The sequence below is a fragment of the Bradyrhizobium sp. 138 genome (genome assembly GCF_023074075.1).
Taxonomy (GTDB): Bacteria; Pseudomonadota; Alphaproteobacteria; order Rhizobiales; family Xanthobacteraceae; genus Bradyrhizobium.
Window position 1 is genome coordinate 121,435 of record NZ_JADPKT010000055.1, and the last position, 21,840, is coordinate 143,274.

General features: G+C 64.1%; 21 protein-coding genes. 7 read left to right on the forward strand and 14 right to left on the reverse strand.

The features are described from left to right. Positions 1-737: 737 nt before the first annotated feature. Positions 738-1,433, forward strand: a complete 696-nt coding sequence (locus tag IVA79_RS19515; RefSeq protein ID WP_247555623.1) for an aspartate/glutamate racemase family protein — start codon at positions 738-740, stop codon at positions 1,431-1,433. Positions 1,434-1,597: 164 nt separating this feature from the next. On the opposite strand, the gene uxuA is transcribed toward IVA79_RS19515, so the two are convergent. The 6 genes from uxuA to IVA79_RS19545 form a co-directional block, all read right to left on the reverse strand. Continuing rightward, positions 1,598-2,788 carry a mannonate dehydratase gene (gene uxuA / locus IVA79_RS19520; RefSeq protein WP_247555625.1) on the reverse strand — a complete coding sequence of 397 codons (1,191 nt, stop codon included), beginning with the start codon at positions 2,786-2,788 and terminating at the stop codon, positions 1,598-1,600. Positions 2,789-2,802: 14 nt separating this feature from the next. After that, the gene (locus tag IVA79_RS19525; RefSeq protein ID WP_247555627.1) at positions 2,803-3,852 is read right to left on the reverse strand and encodes an L-idonate 5-dehydrogenase; all 1,050 of its coding nucleotides are present in this window, start codon (positions 3,850-3,852) and stop codon (positions 2,803-2,805) included. Beyond that, positions 3,849-5,255 carry a TRAP transporter large permease gene (locus IVA79_RS19530; protein ID WP_247555629.1) on the reverse strand — a complete coding sequence of 469 codons (1,407 nt, stop codon included), beginning with the start codon at positions 5,253-5,255 and terminating at the stop codon, positions 3,849-3,851. Before IVA79_RS19530 ends, IVA79_RS19525 begins: the two co-directional genes overlap by 4 nt. Positions 5,256-5,259: 4 nt before the next feature. Further along, a complete protein-coding gene (locus tag IVA79_RS19535) occupies positions 5,260-5,838 on the reverse strand; it encodes a TRAP transporter small permease (protein ID WP_247555631.1) in 579 nt (192 codons plus the stop codon). A 207-nt stretch (positions 5,839-6,045) separates the two neighbouring features. Beyond that, positions 6,046-7,023 (reverse strand): sialic acid TRAP transporter substrate-binding protein SiaP, encoded by a 978-nt coding sequence (locus tag IVA79_RS19540; protein WP_247555632.1) that lies wholly within the window; start codon positions 7,021-7,023, stop codon positions 6,046-6,048. A gap of 70 nt (positions 7,024-7,093) precedes the next feature. Next, positions 7,094-7,900, reverse strand: coding sequence for a FadR/GntR family transcriptional regulator (locus IVA79_RS19545; protein WP_247555634.1), 807 nt, complete (start codon positions 7,898-7,900; stop codon positions 7,094-7,096). A 140-nt stretch (positions 7,901-8,040) separates the two neighbouring features. Between IVA79_RS19545 and IVA79_RS19550 the strand changes: the two genes are divergently transcribed. Both IVA79_RS19550 and IVA79_RS19555 read left to right on the forward strand, forming a co-directional pair. After that, positions 8,041-9,525: a mannitol dehydrogenase family protein gene (locus IVA79_RS19550; protein WP_247555636.1), complete on the forward strand. Its 1,485-nt coding sequence runs from the start codon at positions 8,041-8,043 to the stop codon at positions 9,523-9,525. 78 nt (positions 9,526-9,603) lie between these two features. Further along, complete coding sequence (locus tag IVA79_RS19555; protein ID WP_247555757.1) at positions 9,604-10,011, forward strand: nuclear transport factor 2 family protein; 408 nt, start codon at positions 9,604-9,606, stop codon at positions 10,009-10,011. 659 nt (positions 10,012-10,670) lie between these two features. Here IVA79_RS19555 and IVA79_RS19560 read toward each other — a convergent pair. Together IVA79_RS19560 and IVA79_RS19565 are read right to left on the reverse strand one after the other, a co-directional pair. Beyond that, on the reverse strand, positions 10,671-11,699 hold the full coding sequence (locus tag IVA79_RS19560; RefSeq protein ID WP_247555639.1) for a transglycosylase: 1,029 nt from the start codon (positions 11,697-11,699) through the stop codon (positions 10,671-10,673). 82 nt (positions 11,700-11,781) lie between these two features. Further along, on the reverse strand, positions 11,782-12,582 hold the full coding sequence (locus tag IVA79_RS19565; protein WP_247555641.1) for an HAD family hydrolase: 801 nt from the start codon (positions 12,580-12,582) through the stop codon (positions 11,782-11,784). A 144-nt stretch (positions 12,583-12,726) separates the two neighbouring features. Here IVA79_RS19565 and IVA79_RS19570 point away from each other — a divergent pair, with 144 nt between their 5' ends. Beyond that, positions 12,727-13,575: an SDR family oxidoreductase gene (locus IVA79_RS19570; protein ID WP_247555644.1), complete on the forward strand. Its 849-nt coding sequence runs from the start codon at positions 12,727-12,729 to the stop codon at positions 13,573-13,575. Positions 13,576-13,702: 127 nt separating this feature from the next. Beyond that, on the forward strand, positions 13,703-14,971 hold the full coding sequence (locus IVA79_RS19575) for a serine hydrolase domain-containing protein (protein WP_247555646.1): 1,269 nt from the start codon (positions 13,703-13,705) through the stop codon (positions 14,969-14,971). 64 nt (positions 14,972-15,035) lie between these two features. Here IVA79_RS19575 and IVA79_RS19580 read toward each other — a convergent pair whose 3' ends face one another. Continuing rightward, entirely contained in the window at positions 15,036-15,923 is an 888-nt protein-coding gene (locus IVA79_RS19580; protein ID WP_247555648.1) for a dienelactone hydrolase family protein, read from the reverse strand. 590 nt (positions 15,924-16,513) lie between these two features. On the opposite strand from IVA79_RS19580, the gene IVA79_RS19585 reads away from it, so the two are divergent. Beyond that, positions 16,514-17,092: a MarR family transcriptional regulator gene (locus tag IVA79_RS19585; RefSeq protein WP_247555650.1), complete on the forward strand. Its 579-nt coding sequence runs from the start codon at positions 16,514-16,516 to the stop codon at positions 17,090-17,092. A 10-nt stretch (positions 17,093-17,102) separates the two neighbouring features. On the opposite strand, the gene IVA79_RS19590 is transcribed toward IVA79_RS19585, so the two are convergent. Next, a complete protein-coding gene (locus tag IVA79_RS19590; protein ID WP_247555651.1) occupies positions 17,103-18,059 on the reverse strand; it encodes a hypothetical protein in 957 nt (318 codons plus the stop codon). 821 nt (positions 18,060-18,880) lie between these two features. Here IVA79_RS19590 and IVA79_RS19595 point away from each other — a divergent pair. Then, positions 18,881-19,651, forward strand: coding sequence for a response regulator transcription factor (locus tag IVA79_RS19595; RefSeq protein WP_247555759.1), 771 nt, complete (start codon positions 18,881-18,883; stop codon positions 19,649-19,651). 285 nt (positions 19,652-19,936) lie between these two features. On the opposite strand, the gene IVA79_RS19600 is transcribed toward IVA79_RS19595, so the two are convergent. Genes IVA79_RS19600 through IVA79_RS19615 form a run of 4 tightly spaced genes read right to left on the reverse strand, consistent with a single transcriptional unit; the run spans position 19,937 to position 21,838 of the window. Next, on the reverse strand, positions 19,937-20,395 hold the full coding sequence (locus tag IVA79_RS19600) for a hypothetical protein (RefSeq protein WP_247555653.1): 459 nt from the start codon (positions 20,393-20,395) through the stop codon (positions 19,937-19,939). Further along, positions 20,392-20,904 (reverse strand): flagellar biosynthesis protein FlgN, encoded by a 513-nt coding sequence (locus IVA79_RS19605; protein ID WP_247555654.1) that lies wholly within the window; start codon positions 20,902-20,904, stop codon positions 20,392-20,394. Before IVA79_RS19605 ends, IVA79_RS19600 begins: the two co-directional genes overlap by 4 nt. 44 nt (positions 20,905-20,948) lie before the next feature. Further along, positions 20,949-21,422 (reverse strand): rod-binding protein, encoded by a 474-nt coding sequence (locus IVA79_RS19610; RefSeq protein WP_247555656.1) that lies wholly within the window; start codon positions 21,420-21,422, stop codon positions 20,949-20,951. After that, positions 21,419-21,838, reverse strand: coding sequence for a hypothetical protein (locus IVA79_RS19615; protein WP_247555659.1), 420 nt, complete (start codon positions 21,836-21,838; stop codon positions 21,419-21,421). The genes IVA79_RS19610 and IVA79_RS19615 overlap by 4 nt, the downstream gene beginning before the upstream one ends. Positions 21,839-21,840: the final 2 nt, after the last annotated feature.

Sequence of the window (21,840 nt, forward strand, 5' to 3'; positions counted from 1 at the left end):
AGATGCGTGGGCACGCTTGCGCTTTGCCCACCCTACGATGTCGGCGGTTGTGATGCGCAGACGTGCCTTCACATCCTCGCGGCGCCTTGCGCCCGAGTTTTGCTCTTCGCATCATGCCCTCATTGCGAAAGGGCGCAGGGAAGGCCGGGCGCCGGCTGGCACCCGCTGTCCGTCGTGCGATGAGAATGCACACGCCATGCACAACGGATGGACAGGTGAAGCCGAGAACGTCCGGCCTTCCCTGCGCGATGTTTGACGGCGTATGGCGCGCTCTCCCCGGAGACGAGTTCCTGCTTGCCTCCGTCACCTCGCGAATTGACGGCGCGCGTCGCCCGGTTGGGCTCAGCGCACCTCCGCAAGGCTTGGCTGTAGCATCGACAGCCAGGACCACGCGATTTGGCCGTACGCTTCAGCGCCGCTCGTCCGCACGCGATCAGGACCTCACGGGGGTGATCCCGCCCTGCTCCCGCCATTCGTGCACGACGCTGCCGCGTCCACCGCTCCCCGATCCGCGGTTCGAAACGACGTACGACCGCCCCTTTCGCCGGATCAGGATGGCCGACACATACGCCGAAACCGAATTTCGGTAAAGCGGAATATTTTTGCGCACATGGGTTGACAGAGGCCAACACAGGCACGATTGCGCAAGCCCCGGGTGAGCATGCGCTTGCGACGGCTACCGCGCTTCGACGTTTTCGTTTACGGTCCGGCCGGACCACATCATCGAGGATACCGGAATGCAGACCATCGGCCTGATCGGGGGCATGAGCTGGGAGAGCACGGCGCTTTACTACAGGCTGATCAATGAGCGGGTGCGTGATCGCATGGGCAAGCTGCATTCCGCCCCGATTTTGATGTATTCCTACGATTTCGAGGCGATCAAGCAGATGCAGTATGCGGGCCGCTGGGCTGAGGCGGCGGCCAGCCTGGCGGAGGTCGCGCGGCGTCTTGAAGACGCCGGCGCGCGAGCGATCGTGCTGTGCACGAACACGATGCACAAGCTGGCGCCCGCCATCATGTCGAACGTGACCGTTCCATTCATTCATCTTGGCGACGCGACGGCGCAGCGGATCCGGGCGAAAGGATACCGCCGGGTCGGACTGCTCGGCACCAAGTTCACGATGGAGGAGGACTTTTACGTCGACCGGCTGCGCGCGCATGATCTCGACGTGCTGGTTCCACCCACTGAGGGGCGCGCCGATGTGAACCGGATCATCTACGACGAGTTGTGCCTTGGGATCGTCGCCGATCCCTCGCGCCGGCGCTACCAGGACGTGATGGCAGCGCTGGTCGCCGCCGGCGCGGAGTGCATCATCCTCGGCTGCACCGAGATTACGATGCTGGTCGGCCCTGACGACATTTCGGTGGAGACGTTCGACACCACGGCCATTCACGCCGAGACGGCGGCGGATTTTGCGATCGGGCACCTCTGAATCGAGGAGGCGTGTCACTGAGCAAGCGGTGTTGGGATGAAGGTCCCCGTCCCTCAACGTCATTGCGAGCGTAGCGAAGCAATCCAGAATCCCTCCGCGGAAAGACTCTGGATTGCTTCGTCGCAAGGGCTCCTCGCAATGACGGTGTGGAGAGAGCTTTGGCCTTACCGATGCTCGATTGCCCTGATCGCGCCGCGGAGCTCGGCGAGGCCGCGCAGGCGGCCGATCGCGGTGTAGCCGGGGTTGGTGCGCTTGGTGGCGGCGAGATCATCCAGCATGCGGTGGCCGTGATCGGGACGGAACACGATTCTCCTGTCGGGCGAGCGTCGCGCATTCTCCTTCAGCAGCGCCTTCAGCACCGCGACCATGTCGACGTCGCCATCGAGATGATCGGACTCGTAGAACGACAGTCCGTCGGACTCGCGCTTGGTCGCGCGCAGATGCGCAAAGGCGATGCGCGGGCCGAAGCGCTCGGCCATTTCGGGCAGGTTGTTCTCCGCGCGCACGCCGAGCGAGCCTGTGCACAGGCAGATGCCGTTGGCCTTGGACGGGACGGCGTCGAACAGCGCCTGATAATCGTCGGCGGAGGAGGCAATACGCGGCAGACCGAACAGCGGGCGTGGCGGATCGTCCGGATGGAGCGTCAGCGACACCCCGAGCTGCTCGGCGACCGGCGTCACGCGCGCCAGGAATTCGGCGAGATGCTGCCGCAGGATTTTTGGCGTGATGTCGCGATAGGTTTCCAGCCGGTCGCGGAATTGCGGAATGGTCATCGGCTCGGTGGTCGAGCCCGGCAGCGCGCTGGCGATGACCATGACGAGATAGTCGATATCGGCCTGGCTCATCTGCTCGAACAGTTTTTTCGCGCGGGCTTGTTGTTCGGGCGAATATTCCAGAGCGGCCGCCGGACGCTTCAGGATATGCAGCTCAAACGCGGCAAAGCGGTCCTGGTCGAAGCGCATGGCACGAGCGCCGTTCGGCAGCTCCCATTCGAGATCGGTGCGGCACCAATCCACAACCGGCATGAAATTGTAGCAGATGATCTTGATGCCGGACGCGGCGACCGCCTCCAGGCTGGCGATCCACGCCTCGATCGACTTCGTCGCTTTGCCACCCAGACGCTTGACGTCGTCGGGGATCGGAATCGATTCCACCACCGACCATGTCAGCTGCGAGCGGCCGGGCTGGCCGTTCTCGATGAAATTCTTGCGTTCCTCGACCGCCTTGCGCGTCCAGGCCTCCCCGATCGGCACCTGGTGCAGCGCCGAGACGATGTCGCTCGCCCCGGCCTGCCTGACGTCATCGAGCGAGACGGGATCATCGGGCCCGTACCAGCGCCATCCCTCCAGCATCATGCCCATTCTCCCAATCAGTTCGCGGTCAGCACGACCTTGACGCTCTGCGAGCGGTCGAGTGCCAGCCTGAGCGCGTCCGGCGCGGTCGAGAGCGGACGCTCGGCGGTGACCAGCGACAGCACGTCGACGCTGCCGTTGGAGATCAGTTCCACCGCAGTTGCGAATTCGAAGCCGAAGCGGAACGAGCCACGCAGGTCGATCTCCTTGGCCATCACCGCATTCGACGGCGTCGGGATCTGGCCGCCCGGCAGATTGCCGATCTGCACCACGATGCCACCGCGCCTGACGATGCCAATGGCGCTGGCAAGGCCCGCGGCCGTGCCCGAGACTTCAAAGGCGACGTCGTAGGGTCGCGACGCTGCTTGCGCCTTCAAGCCTCCTTCGCCACCCGAGACGTTCTCGACATGCGAGGCGCCGAGCTTGGTCGCAAAAGCCAGCGGCGCCGGGGCGATATCGGCGACGGTGATGTCGGCCATGCCGGCGCGGTGCGCAGCCAGCATGGTCAGAAGCCCGATCGGACCGGCGCCGAAGATAATGCCGCGCTTGCCTTCGATATTGCCGGCACGCGCGACCGCGTGCAGACAAACCGCGAGCGGCTCGGCCAGCGCCGCGGCCTGATAGGAGACGTGATCCGGGATCTTCACACACTGCGCCGGGATCGCGTCGAAGTAATTGGCGAAGCCGCCCTGCATGTGCGGCGTCTTCGAAGCCGAGCCCATGAAGTAGATGTTCTCGCACAGGTTCGGCCGGCCCTCGCCGCAGGCGACGCAACGGCCGCACCAGCGCGACGGGTTGACGGCGACGCGGTCGCCGACCTTCAGGTTCGCCGCCGCCCCTGCGATCTCCACGACCTCGCCCGAGATCTCGTGGCCGAGCACCAATGGCGACTTCACCACGAAATCGCCGGTGCGGGCATGGCGGAAATAGTGCATGTCCGAGCCGCAGATGCCGCCGGCACCGAAGCGGAGGCGCACCATGCCGTCTGCGAGCTTATCGAGCGGATGCTCGACCATGCGCAGATCTTCGGGGCCGAACAGGGTTGCGGCGAGAGTTTTGGAGGTCATTTGGAGAGTCCCATATATTTCGGCAGCCAGAGGGTGAGGTCGGGAATGAAGGTGATCGCGATCAGCGCGAGCATCAGCGGCACCAGCCAGGGCAGGATCGCCACCGTCGTGCGCTCGACCGAGAGCTTTGCCACGCGGGCGAGCACGAACAGCACCATGCCGAGCGGCGGATGCAACAGGCCGATCATCAGATTCAGCGTCATGATCAGGCCGAAATGAATGGGATCGATGCCGAGCTTGAGCACGATCGGCAGCAGGATCGGCACCAGAATGGTGATCGCCGCCGTGGTGTCGATGAAGCAGCCGACGAACAGGATCAGCACGTTGGCGAGCGCCAGGAACACCCATTTGTTGTGGGTGATGCTGAGCATCCAGTCCGACAGCATCTGGGCTGCCTGCGACACCGTCAGCAGCCAGGCGAAGATCGAGGCGGCGGTGACGATGAACAGTACCGAGGCCGTGGTCTCGATGGTGTCGAACGTCGCCTTGGCAACCGTCTTGAATGTCATGGTGCGGTAGCGCACGAGGCCGAGGAACAGCGACCAGATCACCGCGGCGACGGCGGCTTCCGTCGGCGTGAACCAGCCGAGCGTCATGCCGCCGATCAGGATCACCGGCGCCATCAGCGCCATCACCGCCGAGAAGTCGAAATACCAGTCGATCACCAGCAGCGTGCCGAGCCCGATGACGACCGCGACGTTGACCGAGAGGCCGGCCATCACCATCAGCCAGATCGCCATCGGGAACGACAGCACGATCAGGATCTCGAGCCCGGCCGAGCCGAGCTGCGGCCAGGAGAACGGCGTGTCGCTGCCCCATTTGTTCTTATGCGCGAAGTAGGTGACCGTCGCCATCATGAACAGCGTCAGCACGACGCCCGGAACGACGCCGCCGAGGAACAGCGCGCCGATCGAGACGTTCGCCATCATGCCGTAGATCACGAAGGGCAGCGACGGCGGGATGATGGGGCCGAGCGTCGCCGAGGCCGCGGTGACACCGACCGAGAACTCGGTGGAGTAGCCATGGTCCTTCATCGCCTTGATCTCGATGGTGCCGAGACCGGCGGCGTCCGCGATCGCGGTGCCGGACATGCCGGAGAAGATCACCGAGCCGATGATGTTGACGTGGCCGAGGCCGCCGCGCATCCAGCCCACCAGTGCGACGGCGAATTTGTAGATGCGCCCGGTGACGCCGGCGATGTTCATGAGATTGCCAGCCAGGATGAAGAACGGCACGGCGAGCAGCGGAAAGCTCTCGACGCCGGCGATCATGCGCTGCGCCAGCGTAACGTCGGGCGTCACGCCGCTGACGAGGATGTAGAGCAGCGACGACGCGGCCATGGCAATCGCCACGGGAACGCCGAGCAGCATCAGGACGAGAAAACCTCCGAGCAACAGCAGCATGGTCTTATCCTTCCGATCCGTCGTAGGCCCCGGGACGTTCGAGGACCGAGTAGCCCTGCCGCCAGTTCTGGATGGCCACCTGCACGGAGCGTGCGAACATCAGCACGAAGCCGAGCAGCACGGCGTAATAGACGTAGTTCTTGGCAAAGTTGATCGTGGTCATCTGTTCGTCGCCGATGATCTGGATGTAGACCCAGACCAGCTTGGTGGCGTAGCCGAAGAAGGCGATCCGGATCAGGTCGATCAGTGTCGACAGCACCCGCGCCACGGCATGGGGCAGATAGCGGTAGACGAGATCGACCTGGATGTGCCGCGACAACCGCACGCACATCGAGGCGCCGATGAAGACCACCCCGATCAGGCAATAGGTCGCGATCTCCTCGGTCCAGGCGTAGCTGTCGTTGAGCACGTAACGGGTGAAGAACTGGAGGAAGACGGCGAGCGCCATCACCCAGAAGATCGCGAGCGCCACCCAGTCCTCGAACGCGTAGACGCCGAGATCGACTTTCGGCGTCGCCTCCTCCTCGAACGTATGGGCGATCTCGTCCGCGGTGATCTGCCGGTGGATTTCGGCGGTCGACATGGATTGCTCCTCAAACTCGCTCACGTCGTTCCGGGGCGACGCGTCAGCGTCGAACCCGGAATGACGTCTTTGTTCTACTGTCTCACGCTCGCTCCGCTCCTCATCCTGAAGAGCTTGCGAAGCAAGCGTCTCGAAGGATGGCCCCGGGCGAGATCGGAGCCATCATGGTTCGAGACGCGCTTCGCGCTCCTCACCATGAGGTCTTGCTTATTTCACCGCCTGGATCTTTTCCCAGTCGGCCTTGCGATAGCCGAAGGTCTCGAACGCGACGTTCTTCAGCACGGTGTCGCGGAACTCGTTCTTGTCGACCTCGGTGACGCTCAAGCCCTTGTCCTTGAAGAAGGCGACCAGCTTGGCCTCGTTCTGCTTGATCTCGCCGGTGGCCTTGGCGGCGGCTTCCTGCGCCACGTCGGTGAAGATCTTCTTGTCCTCGTCAGAGAGCTTCTTCCACAGCGCGCCGGCGATCACGGTGTTGAGGTGATCGACGATGTGGCCGGTCAGCACGATGTGCTTCTGCACCTCGTAGAACTTCTTGGCCTCGATCGTGGTCAGCGGGTTCTCCTGCGCCTCGACGGTGCCGTTCTGGAGCGCGAGATAGACTTCGGCGAATGCGATCGGCGCGGTGTTGGCGCCGCAGGCGCGCGGCATGGCGAGATAGGCCGGCACGTCGGGCACGCGCATCTTCAGGCCCTTCATGTCGGCGCAGGTCTTGATCGGCTTGTTCGACGAGGTCTGGCGCACGCCGTAATAGGTCACCGCGACGATGTGGTGGCCGCTCTTGTCCTCATAGCCCTTGGCGAGCTCCTTGAAGATGTCGCTCTTGGTGTAGGCGAGCAAATGATCGGCATCGCGGAAGGTGTAGGGATAGTAGGTCACGCCGATCGGCGGGAAGCTCTTGGCCGCGAAGCTCGAACCGGAGATGATGATATCGACCGAGCCGAGCGAGAGGCCCTGGTTGATGTCGGCCTCCTTGCCGAGCTGCGAGGCCGGATAGACGTCGATCGCATAGCGCCCGTTGGTGCGCTTGCCGATCTCCTGCGCGGCCCAGACCGAAGCGGTGTGGAACGGCTCCGAGGTCTCGTAGACATGGGCCCATTTGAGCTTGGTCTGCGCCATGCTGGCCTGGGTGGCCGCCAACAGCGTGGCGGCGGAGATCATGGCTGCAATCGTCATCTTCTTCAACATCGACTTTTCCTCCATCGTTCAAGTCTGCTTCTTGTTCACCCGCCCCGGCACGGATGCGGGCCGTCCAATCTCATCCTCGCCGCGCGCTGCTGCCGGCAGCCCGCTTCTTCGGCGCATGTTTCGGTTTTGGCGGTTTTGCCGCGGGTCGCGCGGCGCGGCCGGACGACGATCCCGCCGCGGTCTCGGCGCCAAAATTCTGCGCGAAGCGCTCTTGCGAGCGCGCCAGATGTTTTCGCATCGCCTCGCGTGCGGCGTCCGGATCGTGCGCTGCGATCGCCTCGCGCACGGCGCGATGCTCGTCGAGCGCGGTGCGCCAGGTGCCCGGGCTCTCGAAATAATGCGCAAGCTGCGCGAAATAGGGATTGAGGCGCTGGTCGAACAGCTCGCCGACCACGCGCACCAGCACGGCATTGCCGAGGCTTCCGGCGATCGCGACGTGGAACGCGCGGTCGTGCACCATCGAGGCCTCGCCGGGATGCTCGACCTTCTCCATCGCGAGCAGCGAGGCATCGATGCGGGCGATATCGTCCCTGGTCGCGACGCGCGCGGCCTGTTCGGCGATGGCGCTTTCGAGGAATTCACGGGCGCGTAGCAGCTCGAACGGCCCCTCGATGACGGATGCGGCTGCGGGCGCGGCAACTGAAGCGGGCTCGATCACGTAGATGCCGGAGCCGACGCGGATGCGCAGGCGCCCCTCGACCTCGAGCGCGATCAGGGCTTCGCGCACGGTCGGCCTGGACACCTTGAGCTGCTCGGCGAGCTCACGCTCGGTCGGCAAGCGGCTGCCGACCGCGTACTCGCCGCTGTCGATCAGGCTTCGCAATTGATCGGCGACCTGGCGATAAAGCCGTCTCGCCTCCACAGCTTCCAGCGGCACGCTGGTCCTCCCGAATGGGTCGCGCGGGACATTCCAGCCCGCGGCCTGCCAATTTTGGAAAATTGGTCTTACCAATTGACCGGAGCATTGACCTGATACGGGCGCCATGTCAAGCAGCGGCAAAGCAAAGGGAGACGTCCATGCGCCCAGGTTCAACGCGCCTTGGCCGCGCCAATCTCGACCGGCTGCCAGATGGCGTCCGCCGCCCGGCCTACGACCGTTCGCGCATCACGCCCGGCATCGTGCATCTCGGTCTCGGCGCCTTTCATCGCGCGCATCAGGCGGTCATCATCGACGATTGCCTTGCTGGCGGCGCCACGTCCTGGGGCATCATCGGCGCCAGCCTGCGCAGCCCGGATACGCGCGACGCCCTCGCCCCGCAGGATCATCTTTACACCGTCGCCACACGAGCCGCCGAAGGCACCGAGCACCGCGTCATCGGCGCGCTGCTCGACAGCGTCGTCGCGCGCGAAAACCCGGCAGCCCTGGTCGAGCGGATGGCCGATCCCGCCATTCGCATCGTCTCGCTGACGGTCACCGAGAAGGGTTATTGCCACACGCCGCAGACCGGCGATCTCGACGAACAGCATCCCGACGTCGTGCACGATCTCAACAATTTCGATGCGCCGCGCTCGGCGCCGGGCTTCATCGTGGCGGCGCTGGCACGCCGGCGGGCACAGGGGCTTTCACCCTTCACCGTGCTGTGCTGCGACAATCTCGCCGCCAACGGCCACACCGTGCAGCGCATCGTCACGCAGTTTGCCGCGCTGCGGTCGAAGGATCTCGGCAAATGGATCGCGGAAAATGTCGCGTTCCCCTCCACCATGGTCGACCGCATCGTGCCGGAGACGACGGGTAGCGACCGCGATGCAGTCGCCAATGCGCTCGGCATGCGCGACGCCTGGCCCGTGATGACCGAGCCTTTCACGCAATGGGTGGTCGAGGACCGCTTCACGGCGGGCCGGCCGGATCTCGCCGCCGCCGGCGTCGAGCTCGTCAGCGACGTCAAGCCGTTCGAGCTGATGAAGCTGCGGCTGCTCAACGCCAGCCATTCGGCGCTGGCCTATCTCGGCTATCTCTCCGGCTATGAGACCATCGCCGACACCATGCAGGATCCGCATTTCGCGCGCCTCGCCGCGCAGGTGATGGAGGAGGCCGCGGTGACGCTGACGATGCCGTCGGGCACGGATCTCGCCGCCTATCGCGCCTCGCTGCTCAAGCGGTTCGCCAATCCGGCGCTGCATCACCGCACCTGGCAGATCGCAATGGACGGCTCGCAAAAGCTGCCGCAACGCCTGCTCGGCGCCATGCAGGATCGCCTGCGCAAGGACTTGCCGATCGCCACCCATGCGCTCGCGGTGGCCGGCTGGATGCGCTACGTCACCGCAACAGACGAGCAGGGCCGCGCCATCGACGTTCGCGATCCGCTCGTCGCCGAATTCGCCGCGCTGGCGCGTGAGGCGGGACCTGTTGCCGAGCGGCTCGCGCCCGCATTGCTCGGGATCGAGAAGGTGTTTGGGCCGCTCGGTTCCGAGCCGCGCCTGCGCGAGGCCGTGACCACGGCGCTCGGCCAACTCTATCAGGGCGGCGCGCGGCAGGCGGTGGCGGCGCTCGTCTCGGCATGACCGGGCAATGCTGCACTGCGGCCAAAATCGACGGAAGTCGCGCTTGATTTTTGCTTGGCCTTGCTCCACCCGGAAGCGATGGCAAAGGACAGCAAGATCATCGCCGCCAACGCGGCCTTCTACGCCGCGTTTTCGACCGGCGACTTCGCCGGCATGGAACGGATGTGGGCGGATGACGATACCATTTCCTGCATCCATCCGGGCTGGCCGGCCATCATCGGTCGCGCCACCGTGATCGGAAGCTGGCGCGACATCCTGCAGAATCCGGAGCGGCCGCAGATCGTCTGCGCCGAACCGCAGGCGATCATCGACGGCGACAGCGCCCGCGTGCTCTGCATCGAGATCGTCGACGGCACCGCTTTGGCCGCCGCCAACCATTTTCGCCGCGTCGGGGACGACTGGCGCCTGGTGCATCACCAGTCGAGCCCGATCGCGCAGATTGTGGAGCAGGCTGAAGACGATAGAGCGAGCCACCGCGTCCACTGAACGCGGCAAGCGGGCGGGCGCGGTCTAAGTCGCGTGCTCACAATTCAGCACGAGTCTGTTACACCTTTGAAGGCAGGCTTCGAAGCGTTGTCGACCGATGACCGCTAAGGGCCACAAGCGGATTTGGCGCTTGCATTCGCTAAGTGCAACCGAAGGTCAAAGGCGCGCATGGCACCTTAAATTGGTGTATGATGCGGCCATCAATTCAGGGCGGCGTTCTTTGACGGATGACGATAAGCTTGATTATCTACGCAGCCTTGAAGGAATGACTTGGCGTCGTTCCAATTGGACGCGCCCTTGCGACAATCCCCGATGGGATCACGATCACTGCGCTGCCTGTTGGGATAAATTCTCCGACGGCGTCCCGGGGAGGTTAAGGAAAGGCTATACGGCTGGCGCCTATCCGAGCGACAACTGGGTCTGTGAAGACTGCTTTCTCCGCTTGAAGACGAGACTGCGATGGACGGTCGAAGGCCCTCACCCTGAAAATTAGGACGTGGCGAGTTGCATGTCAGCTCAGCACGGAATTGTAGAGCGCCTTGTCCGCCATGGGTCACAAGCAGCGGTCCGGGCCGCCGCGGCACCGCGTCCGGTCTACTGCCGACAGCAGGCGTCCAGATCGGCTTATCCTTTTCAGCTAACCCCCGCCGACAACGGAATTATTGGCTTGCCGCAGCGGCAGCAGTCGCCACGTACTTCGTGTAGAATTCAGCGACCCGGCCGCGCCACATGCCGACGAACGCCTCTGACGTCACGTTCTCGACCGATTTCCAGGTGCGCTTGAAGGCCGGAAGTGCATTGCCCCAAATTGCGCGCTTGCACCACCGCTCGCCCTTCTCCTTGCCTTCGCTGCTGGCGCACATGGATTTCCAGGCGAGGCGAGCGGGCTTGCTGATGTGCTCAGCGGCGCCTTCCCAGCCCTGCTGGTGGATCAGGTAAAGATCGCTCATGTCCGGCGTCCGGTGCGTGATCCACCCGAACTGGACGCCTTCGGTGATGATCTTGTAGGCGGCCGCGACGGCGTTATCCCGCGGACTGCGAATCTGCCCGAAGCCGAACTTCCCGAACTCATAGTGGCTGAGCTGAAAAAGCCCGATATACGACCCGGTGCGTTGATTGGGGTTGAAGCCGGACTCGATCTTGGCGACCGCCATCATGAAATTGAAATCGAGACCAAACGCGTCGGAGGCGCGCTTGATCTCTTCGGCCGGCGTTCCGACCGGAATGTCCTTGAACGCACGCAAGACGATCTCCGCCGGTTTCTCGACGGGCGGCAGTTCGGACCAGACATAGTAGACCAGATAACGAAAATCCTGGGCCGACGCCGCTTTCGGAGCCTCGCCAGACGCGTCGCGTTCTGGCGGCAGCGGTTGGACGACATCCTGTCCCAACGACGCCAATTTTGGCGCGGCGGATTCATCGACGATCTCGGCTTCGGGCCTCAACGGCCCGGAACCTGCTGACGTCTCCGAGCCAGGCGCCGCTCTTTCTGACCAAAGCGCTGCCGCAAGTCTGGCGGATGCCTCTGCGTACAAGGCAGGTGTCACCATGTTCGCAGGCGACGCCATGCTCGCTGCCGCTTCGGGCATGACATCCGGCGCCGTCGCGGCTGGCCTGTTGCCGGCAGCCAGATAAAGTCCCACGGATGCGATAACAGCCACGATGCAGCTGGTCTGCCAAACCTTCATTGCCCGAAGTCCAGGGATGGCTTCTGTACGAAGGCTGTCGGCATGTTCCTGCGGCCTGTGGCTGAGTACTCTTCGTAGAATCTTAAGGTTTAAATGTGGTGAACGAGAGCAGGCTCTCTGCCTCGCAGCTCGATGTATCCTCCTTTTGGTTCCCCGTTCTTTGCCCGGCGACGAGTTTCGACAGATCGTCCAGCACGCACTGCGCCGCGGCAAAATCATCATCCGCAAAGAACATGCTCCGGGTGATCAGAACCGGAATGCCGGCGCGCGAGGCCGCGATCAGCCCGTTGGCGGAATCCTCGATCGCGACGCAGTCGGCCGCGTCCAGCTTCAGCCGTGCCAGCGTTTCGAGATAGACGTCCGGCGCGGGTTTCTTGTGCCTGACGTCGTCACCGGCGACGATCACCTCGAACTCTGCGGCCCAGTTCGTTCCCAGCGCCTGCGACAGCAGCGCATCGATGTTGCCGTGCGAGGTCGTGGTCGCGATCGCAAGCCGCTGGCCGCGTGACTTCGCCGCGGCGAGCAGCTCGATCACGCCCGGCCTTAACGGACAGCAGCCGGTCTCAATCAGCTCGGCGTAATGCGCGGTCTTGATGCGGTGAAGCGCGGCGATGTCCGCATCCGGCAATGGCCGAGCGATCGGCAGCCTTGCATGGTAGGCGCGCACACGCTCCTTGCCGCCGGTCACCCGCAGCAGGTCCTTGTAGACAGCGCGGTCCCACTGCCAGTCGAGACCGTGGCGGGCGAAGGCATGGTTGAAGGCCTGCCGATGCAGCTCCTCGGTCTCGGCGAGGGTGCCGTCGACGTCGAAGATCAGCGCGGCCGCGCGCCGGATCAGTTCGGCTGCGTCCGCCGGTGCGAAAGCGAGCGCGTCTGCCTGCATGATCGGTGCCTCCCTGTAACGGGCGAAGATCGCCCGAGACAGGAGGCGAGACAAATCGCAATATCTTTTGCCGGACCCAAAAATCTCTTATGAGCGGGGACGCGCAGCAAGCGCGAAGGGAACTCCGACCGGCACGGCAGAGGCATGCGGCTCTTCATTCTCGGCTTGGGCTACAGCGCAAGGCATTTCGTCGGCAAATTCGGCGGCGCCTTCTCGCACGTCGCCGGCACGCTGCGGGATCCTGCGCAGCGGGGTGATATCGCCGGCATCGAGGTGCATGCTTTTTCCGGCAGCGATCCGGATCGCACGGTGGCCGAACGCATTGGCGAGGCCGATGTCGTTCTGGTGTCGATCCCGCCCGGCAGCACCGGCGATCCCGCCATCGCCGCGTTCGGCGACGTGCTGGCGGCGCGCCGCCGCAAGATCGTCTATCTCTCCACCATCGGCGTCTACGGCGATCACGGCGGTGGCTGGGTCGACGAGAGCACCCCGCCGCAGGCCACCCTCGAGCGCGCGCGCATGCGGGTGGCCGCCGAGCAGGCCTGGATGGACGCGGCGCGCGGCGATGCCGCGATCCTGCGGCTTGCGGGCATCTACGGCCCCGGCCGCAACGCGCTGGCGACGCTGCGGGCGGGCACGGCGAGGCGCATCATCAAGCCCCGCCAGGTCTTCAACCGCATCCATGTCGACGACATCGCAAGCGCGATCATGGCCGCCATTCACCACGGAAGCGGCGGCACCTGGAACGTCTGCGATGACGAGCCCGCGCCGCCGCAGGACGTGATCGCTTATGCGGCTGAGCTCATGGGCGTTGCGCCGCCGCCCGAAGAGGCGTTCGCGACGGCCGAGATGTCGGCGATGGCCCGCAGCTTCTATGCCAGCAGTGCCCGCGTCTCCAACGCGAAATTGAAGCGCGAGCTCGGCGTCACGCTTGTCCACCCGGCCTATCGGCACGGCCTCGATGCGCTGTGGCGCGCAGGCGAGGGACGATAGGGTTCCGGAAATCCCCGGCGCGTCCCAGTCATGCCCCGCCCGCGCTTGACTTCGCATCAGTGCGGACGTGATCTAGGCATCGAGCGGGCCACTCACACAACGAGCCCGCGCGCCTTGGGAGGACGCAATGAACAAGACGATCGCCATGATCGCGACGGCGGCTGCCGTCATCACGCTCGGTGCAGCGCGCGCCGCACCGCTGCCCGAAGCCAATCCTGATGATGTCGGCTTCTCCAGTCAGGGCCTTGGGCGCCTCGACAGTTTCTTCGCGCGCGAGATCGCCGCCAAGCGCGTGCCCGGCGCGGTCGTCGCCGTCGCGCGCGACGGCAAGCTGGTGCACTACAAGGCTTACGGCCAGCTCGATCCGGACAAGGGCACGCCGATGCCGATCGACGCGATCTTCGCGCTGGCCTCGATGACCAAGCCGATGGCGGCGGTCGCGGGCCTGACGCTGATGGAAAAAGGCCAGTTGCCGCTTCAGGCCAAGCTGTCCGACTACTATCCCGGCTTTGCCGACATGAAGGTCGGCGTGCCCCAGAGCGACGGCTCGCTCAAGCTCGCGCCGCAGGCCTCACCGATCTTCATCCACGATCTCTACCGGCACACGTCCGGATTGATGTATGGCGGCCGCCCCGACTCATCGAGCCCGGTGGCGCGGCAATACCCTGACGGCGTCGCGCCGGCGATCGAAGGCGACACCCAGGCCTTCATCGATCGCATCGCCAAACTGCCGCTGGCGCACCAGCCCTCGACCGAGTTCGAATACGGCTTTTCGATCGACGTGCTTGGTGCCGTGGTCGAGAAAGTGAGCGAGCAGAAGCTCGGCGATTATCTCGCCGCCAATGTCTGGCAGCCGCTCGGCATGAAGGATGCAACCTTCCATCCGACCGAGGCGCAGCGCCCTCGCCTCGCCCGTCCCTTTGCCAACGATCCGCTGACCGGCAAGCCGCAGGCGATCAAGCTCTTGGACACGCCGACCAAGTTCGATTGTGGCGGCGCCTGCTCGTTCGCGACGATCGGCGACTACCTCCGCTTCGGGCAGATGCTGCTCAACGGCGGCGAGCTCGACGGCCAGCGCATCCTCGGTCCGAAGACCGTGCATCATATGACGACCAACCACCTTGGCCCCGAGATCAAGAACAACGTGGCGAACGTCGAGCCGCATCGCGGCGGCTTCGGCTTTGGCCTTTCGGTCGCGGTCCGCACCAGCGAGGGGCTGTCATCGGTCCCCGGCAATCCCGGCGAGTTCACCTGGAACGGTGCCTACGGAACGCAATTCTTCTGCGATCCGAAGGAGCGTCTCGTCGTCGTCGTGGGGACGGCGGCGCCGGGCGAGCTCAGGAAATATTATCGCGAGCAGGTTCAGGACATCGTCTATGGCGCGATAACGAAGTGAGATCGTTGCACTGAAAATGAAAAGGGCGGCCGATTGGGCCGCCCAATAGGTAGAGGATCCAGCGTCAGCTCAACACGCCATACTTCTTGAACCAGGCTTCCGCCTGCTTCCAGGCATCTTCCGCCGCGTCCTTGCGGTAGCTGCCGCGATAATCGGCATGGAAGCCGTGCGGCGCTTCGGGGTAGACCTTGAATTCGGCCGTTTTCTTGTTCTGCTCGAGCGCGGCCTTCATCTGCTCGACCTGCGCGACGGAAATGCCGGTGTCGGCGCCGCCATAGAGGCCGAGAACCGGCGCCTTCATCTCGGGCGCGAGCTGCATCGGGCTCTTCGGCCACAGCGGATTGGCGGGATCGACCACAGACCCGTAGAAGGCAACGCCGGCCTTGAGGGTGCCGCTGTGGGCGGCATATTCCCAGACCGTGCGGCCGCCGCGGCAGAAGCCGACGATGCCGAGCTTGGCGGCGTCACCGCCTTGCGATCCCGCCCACGCCACCGCCACGTCGAGATCGGACAATAGCTCGGCGTCCGGCTTGGCGTTGACGACCGGCAACAGGTCCTTGGTCTCGGTGACCTTGGTGAGATCGACGCCCTTGCGGAAATAATAGTCGGGCGCGATTGCGAAGGCGCCGAGCTTGGCGAGGCGCCGCGTCACGTCCTTGATGTATTCATGCAGGCCGAAAATCTCCATCGCCACGATGATCACCGGCGCCTTGGTGCTGCCGGCAGGACGGGCGAAGTAGGCGGGCATTTCTTCGGAGCCGACCTTGATCCTGGCGTCGCCAGCCTGGAGACCATTGGTGTCGGTCGTGATCACCTCGGCGCGCACCGGCCCGGCCGCAAGCGTGTACCCGGCGGCAAGCGCCGCGGTGGCGCTCATGAATCCACGGCGCGAGACCGGGGCGACTTTTGTCAATCCGACGACGTCGGACGTCATGGTGGTTTCGAAGCTCATCGGTAGTCCCTTGCTGCTGCCTATCGTGCCCCGAGGGCGACGCATTCGCCAATAGTTGCCGGGGAAACGCAAGTCACCAGCCTGCGAGCAGGAGGCTCTAGGCCAAGCAGCGGCTTCCCGGATTTGATCGTGTGCCCGATTTAACCGCGCGGTCGCGCTGCAACGCAACATCCATTAACCGAGAATGGGGGTTCTTCCGCCGCGCTCCGCATGGTCAGATGTTGCGGACACTTCGCTCCCGCGCGCAATCGCAACGGTCGCCCGCAACAAAGGGGCTCGATGGCGGCCGCAACGATGCATCATGTTGCCCGGCTGCTGCGCGCGATCGTAATCCAGGCCGCGAACCGCGGTCATTTGATTGAAATTTTCAGAGGATTCGAGCCGCGCGATTTACTCGGCCTTTCTTCGCGGCGCCCTAGTTCCACATCCGGAAGTTCCATCTCCAGCCACGGAGATCGTCTTCCCCCCACGCACGGTCGCCGTCCGGCAACGGACGAAGGCCGCCTGCGGACTTCACTCTTCACTCTCGCCACTGAGATTGCGCTTCCCCAGAGCTCAATTGAATAAAGCTTTATCCGACCGGAACCGAAATGAATTTGGCTCGCGAATCGATTGAACTGTTGGAGCAGGTCGCACGAATCCTGTGGTTCGAAGGCACCAAGCACGGCTTGCGCGACCGTGAGTGGATGGCGCTGCGCTTCCTCTCCCGCGCCAACCGTTTTTCCCGGACGCCTTCGGCGCTCGCCAGTTACGTCGGCACCACGCGCGGCACCGCCTCGTTCATCATCGGCGAGCTCGAGCGGCTCGGTTATCTCGAGCGAAAACGCTCGGCCACCGACAAGCGCTCGGTGATGCTGAGCGTGACGCAGCAGGGCAAGAAGTTCCTGGTGCGCGATCCCGCGAGCGTTCTCGTCGAGGCGATTGCCGTGCTCGACGACCAGGTCAAGATCCGCTTCCGCGACACCTTCCGGCACGTGCTGGATCAGTCCGACGCGGCCGAGCAGCGGCACCATACCGACGTTTGCAAGCGATGCATCTTCCTCCGGGAAGAGCGCACCACCACCGACAGCAAGGCGACGGCCGAATTCAGCTGCCGCCTGTTCCGCTCGCCGATCGCGGAGGCGGAGGTCGATCTGTTATGCACCAGCTTCGAGCATCACCGCCAATAGAAGGCGGCGATCAGGGCGTCGCCTTGCGTGACGAATAGATGACGCCCCCGCTCGTCTCCACCACGAGACGCCCGTTCTCGTTCCTGATCTCTTCGATGCGGCCAAGGCCGGGCACCTGCTGTCCCAGCACGGCCTCGATGACGCCATTCGGACTCTGCAGGATCGCAATTCCTTCATAGGCTTGGCGGACCGACCACCCCTTGATCACCTTCCGCGGCGCCGACGCGCGCTCGGACGGAGACACCGAGCCGGTGACCTCGGGCGCTGCGACCGAGGCCATCATCGGCCCTTGCTGCGAGGCGGGCTGCGATTGCACCATTGCCGGCGCCGGAGCCTGGACCTGGGTCTGAGCCTGGGCGAGCTTGTCGAGCTTCACCGTCGAGGACGAGCTCACCCGCTCGATGCGGTCCAGGTTCTCGGCGAACCTGCCGAAGCGGTCATTGGTCGCCTTGCTGGATTGATCGACCGCGGTGCGCAGGCCGTCGAGATTTTCGGACACGCCCGACATTTGCTTGCGCAATTGCGCGACGGTCTCGCGCAGATTTCTGATCTCCGCATTGGCCGCAACGTTGCTCTGGGCGGGCTGCGTGGCGAGATAGGCGATCACGCCGGTGCAGGCGCACACCACGAGCATGGCGGCGACCGCCAATGTTGCGAGCGGCGCGACCCATGTCGGTCGAGGCGGCGGAGGCTTGGCCACGATCACGGCCGGTTTGATCACGGTCGGCGCAGGCTTGGGTATCGCCATCTTGTCGAGACGTGCCTTGGCGCGAATACGTTTCAGCCCCTCGAGCGCCTCCTTCGCGAGGACTTCGTCGCTCGCCGCGGCCGACACACGCTTTGCGCCCGCAGCAGGCTTGGTCGCCTGCGCCGCATTGTCCTTTGTATCGCGTGGCTCGGGTGCCGGCTTGGCCGTTGCGGAAACATCAGCGGTCGCGCTGGGACGAGCTTGTCCATCGGACAACATGTGAAAATGCTCCGTTCGGTTCGATCTGTCGAACGGTGACGTTATTTGCCGAAGCTTGCCTGAAACGTGCGCATCGAAGGATTTTCATCACGCGCGACGCGACGCTCCATGGCCTAAACGCGCCATGCACGTGGCGAGAGTGCGACTCGAAAGACACACACTCGCCAAGATTTCGCCAAGCTGGAGTCTCGCCACCACACGTGAGTCGAATTGTCGCACGAGAAAACACGCAAGAGAGAGTCAATCGCGGGTTGAAAACCTCTCAATATGCGTGACTCCGAGCACCACCCAAAAGAGCTGTAATTCTACGGGGATGCCGAACCATAGAACCGTCGCGGCGCAGAACTAGTTTAGTTTCCAAATCAACTGATGCGATTGAATATATCAAGAAACAACCCGAAACAAACCAACAGCATCAAGCACAATTAGCAAACGCTTTGTGGCGCACGCTTGATCGGGAATCGGCAATCGTTACGGTCGTAGTCAAGTGATTCTCGCCAGTTGGCGAGGAGATCGACACAGTTTTCAGTAGTGTTCGGACGCGATGAGCAACTTGGCGCAACTGATCTAGGTCGTTTCTCAATCCGCTCCGCGAGGTGATCCGTAAGACACCCGCCGAGCCTCACGCAGTAAGCGTTCAGTATCGAGTTGAAGTATCAGGCCTGCGAGACGCAGGCACTGAATGCGTAGGGCTGCCCGCGAATATCGAAACCATAACAACGGTTCGCGGGAAGGAATGTCGTCAAACAGCATCGTTGCCGAGCCGTGGCATCACAACAACCAACCGGCCGCAACAGTTGCGAAACAGGGGCGAAAGACTGATGTATATTATCGTTGATGATCGCGAGAGCGTCGCGAACAGCTACGTCGGAGGGCTCGTTCGCGAAGGCGTATCGTCGATCGGATTCTCCTCCGGAGAATTCTGGGACTGGCTGCAATCCGCAAGTGAATCGGATCTGGCAGCGGTCGACGCCTTCCTCCTCGGGGACTGCGATGCCCGCGGAAGCCTGCCGCGGGCAATGCGCAAGCGTTCCTCGGCTCCCATCATCGCGGTGAGCGGCCAGAAAATGCTCAAGAACACGCTCGAACTGTTCGAATCCGGTGTCGACGACGTCGTGCATGTGCCGATCCACCTCCGCGAGATCCTCGCCCGAACGGCCGCGATCGCGCGCCGCCGGGTGGGCGAGCTGCCAAGGCCCTGCGAGACCAGGATCCAGGTCTTCTTCAACGGCCGTGACCCCGAAATTGCGGGCCACGCCCTCACCCTGCCCCGCCGCGAACTGCGCATTCTCGAATATATGGTCAGCAATCACGGCAAGTGGATCACCAAGACGCAGATCTTCAACGCGGTCTACGGCATCTTCGAGTCCACTTTCGACGAGAGCGTGATCGAGAGCCACGTCAGCAAGCTGCGCAAGAAGCTCCGCGACCGCCTCGGCTTCGACGCGATCGTGGCCCGGCGCTACGTCGGGTACCGCCTCGACATCCCCGCCGGCGAGACTCTCGACGAGCCGATGCAGGAGCTCGACGAGATCGGCATCCTCCTCAACAGGGCGCATGCCGTCCCGGCCGCGTATCCGGTCGGAAACTGAGGCGGCAGACGCCTGCCGTGAAACCGACAACGGCCTCCGCGAAACACCTTCGCGGAGGCCGTTGCACTTTCAGCGGAGAGGCGGCAGGCAGCCGTTCGAGCGCGCGCCTCGTCCTTCGAGACGACCGCTTCCAGCGGTCTCCTCAGGATGAGGCTAAGCAGCACTGTGCGGCTTGAGGCCACTGCCACGCATTCAGTCCCTCATCCTGAGGAGCCCGCCTCAAGCGGGCGTCTCGAAGGATGGCCGCAGGGAATGCTCTCAAGCGCGATCACGCTGCGTCACGCGCTACGGCTTCGATTGGAATTCTTCCTTGGACACGTAGTTGAAGTCCTCGACCAGGACGTCCTGGACGATGTCAGCCTGCATCCGCTCGTTGACGCGCTGCTTGATGGCGGTGGTCAGGATGGAGAGGTCGTAACGGGCGAGCTTCCTGAAGTCGAGACGGTCGTCGGCATAGATCCTGCGGAAGGCCTCGTCGACGACGAACGGCTCCGGCGGGACGTTGAGCTGGTGCATGGTCCGCGCCTCCACGGTGTAGACGAAGCGCGCGACGATGTAGCCCTGCACATTGCCGTTCTCGACCATGGGCACGCTCAGGGCCCGCGTCTTCTGGTATTGCAGCCCCTCGAGATATTCGTCCTTTGCCGGCAGCAGGCTGCCGTTCTCCTTCCAATAGGCCACGCCATAGCTCGTGCCCGCGGTGAGGATGCATACCCAGAGCCCGGCCAGCACCAGTCTGATCATTTTCCGTCCTGCGCTGCGCGACCGGTATAGGTGCCGTCCGACTCGGCCTCCTTGATCGCCTTGACGATGATGCCGGCGACCTCGCGCACCGCGTCGTAGTGCATTTCGAGGATCGAGCGATTGCGCTCGAGTTTTTCGCGCAGCCGCTGAATCTGTTCAGTGACCTCGACTTCGGCGCCGAGATGCATCCCTGCCCGCATCAGGCGGACGAATTCCAGCATGCTCCGGCTCTTGCGCGCGCTGAACTCGTCGAAGTCGATCTTCTGACCCGTCGCGAGCGCGGCCGTCTCCTCCTCGACGATGCCCTCGAGCCGGCGAATTGCCGCCAGCAGGCCGCGCACCTCGTCCGATCTCGCATCATCCGTGCCGTCGGACACGGCTTCGCTGCCCATGATCGGCAGCAGCACGGGCAGCAGCGCATCGCCTGCCGCAGCTTCCGTCGTGATCGCCTCGATGTCCGCGGCCGGCTGTTCGATCACCATGGCCGCCGCGCTGTCTTGTGCCTGCATAGGAAATTCACCCCCTCAACGTCTGTCACTCATTGCTCGGTTCGTCATCCGGCCTTGTCTGCGATGTTCGGTGCCGGCGGATGCGCGGCGGCGAGCCGCTCGGCGATGCCGATGCCTTTGCCCTTTGCCAACTGGTTGCCAAGCTGCTCCGCCAGCATCGACTTCCAGACGCCGCCGGCCGTGCCCTTGCCGAAAACCTCCTCCGAGTCCTTCGGCAACATCGTCTCGACGAAGGTCTGGAGGATGAAAGCCTCGAACTTCCGGTACACCTCGCCCGATGCCGGCGCCTTGATCACCCGCACCGGCGCCCCGTTCACCGCATCCGACTGCGCTTCGGACACTTTCGTCGCAGACTGCTCAGTCGCCGCGGCCTTGCCCGCCTCCGCATCCATCGTGGCGGCGAAGTCGGCATCGGAGGATTTCAGCGCATCGAGCTTCGCGGTCGCTGCGCGCTGCGTCACGGGATCGGCGGCCTCGAGGACGTCGAGAACGAGGTCGGGTGTCGCTGTCACGATCATGGCTTGTTCCGGTTGGCTGGCGGTGGCGTCCATGCGCGCACGGCAGGGCTTAGTCCCGTCATCTCCTCGAGGGCCCGCTTCTCCGCGTCGCGGAGCTTGTCGGCCAGCGCCGCCTTCGCGACCTCCTCGAGCTGCTTCACGCGGCGGTTCTCGCTGCGAACCCGGTCGAGCTGCTGCGCGGCCTGCGCCTGAACCTCGCGCGCGCCGACGCTGGTCCGGTTCAGGCGCCGCGCGATCGACTCGCTCGACGAGCCCGCCGGCGGCTTGCCATCGTTCAGGGCTCCCACCAGCCATTCCTGCTCGTCCTGCAGGCTTCTCTCCTGCTGCCGCAGCTGCGCGAGCTGCCATTCGGACAGCCGGAGCTGCAGCTTCACGAGCGAGACCATCCGGCCGAGCTTGTCCGCGCGCGAGGCCATGA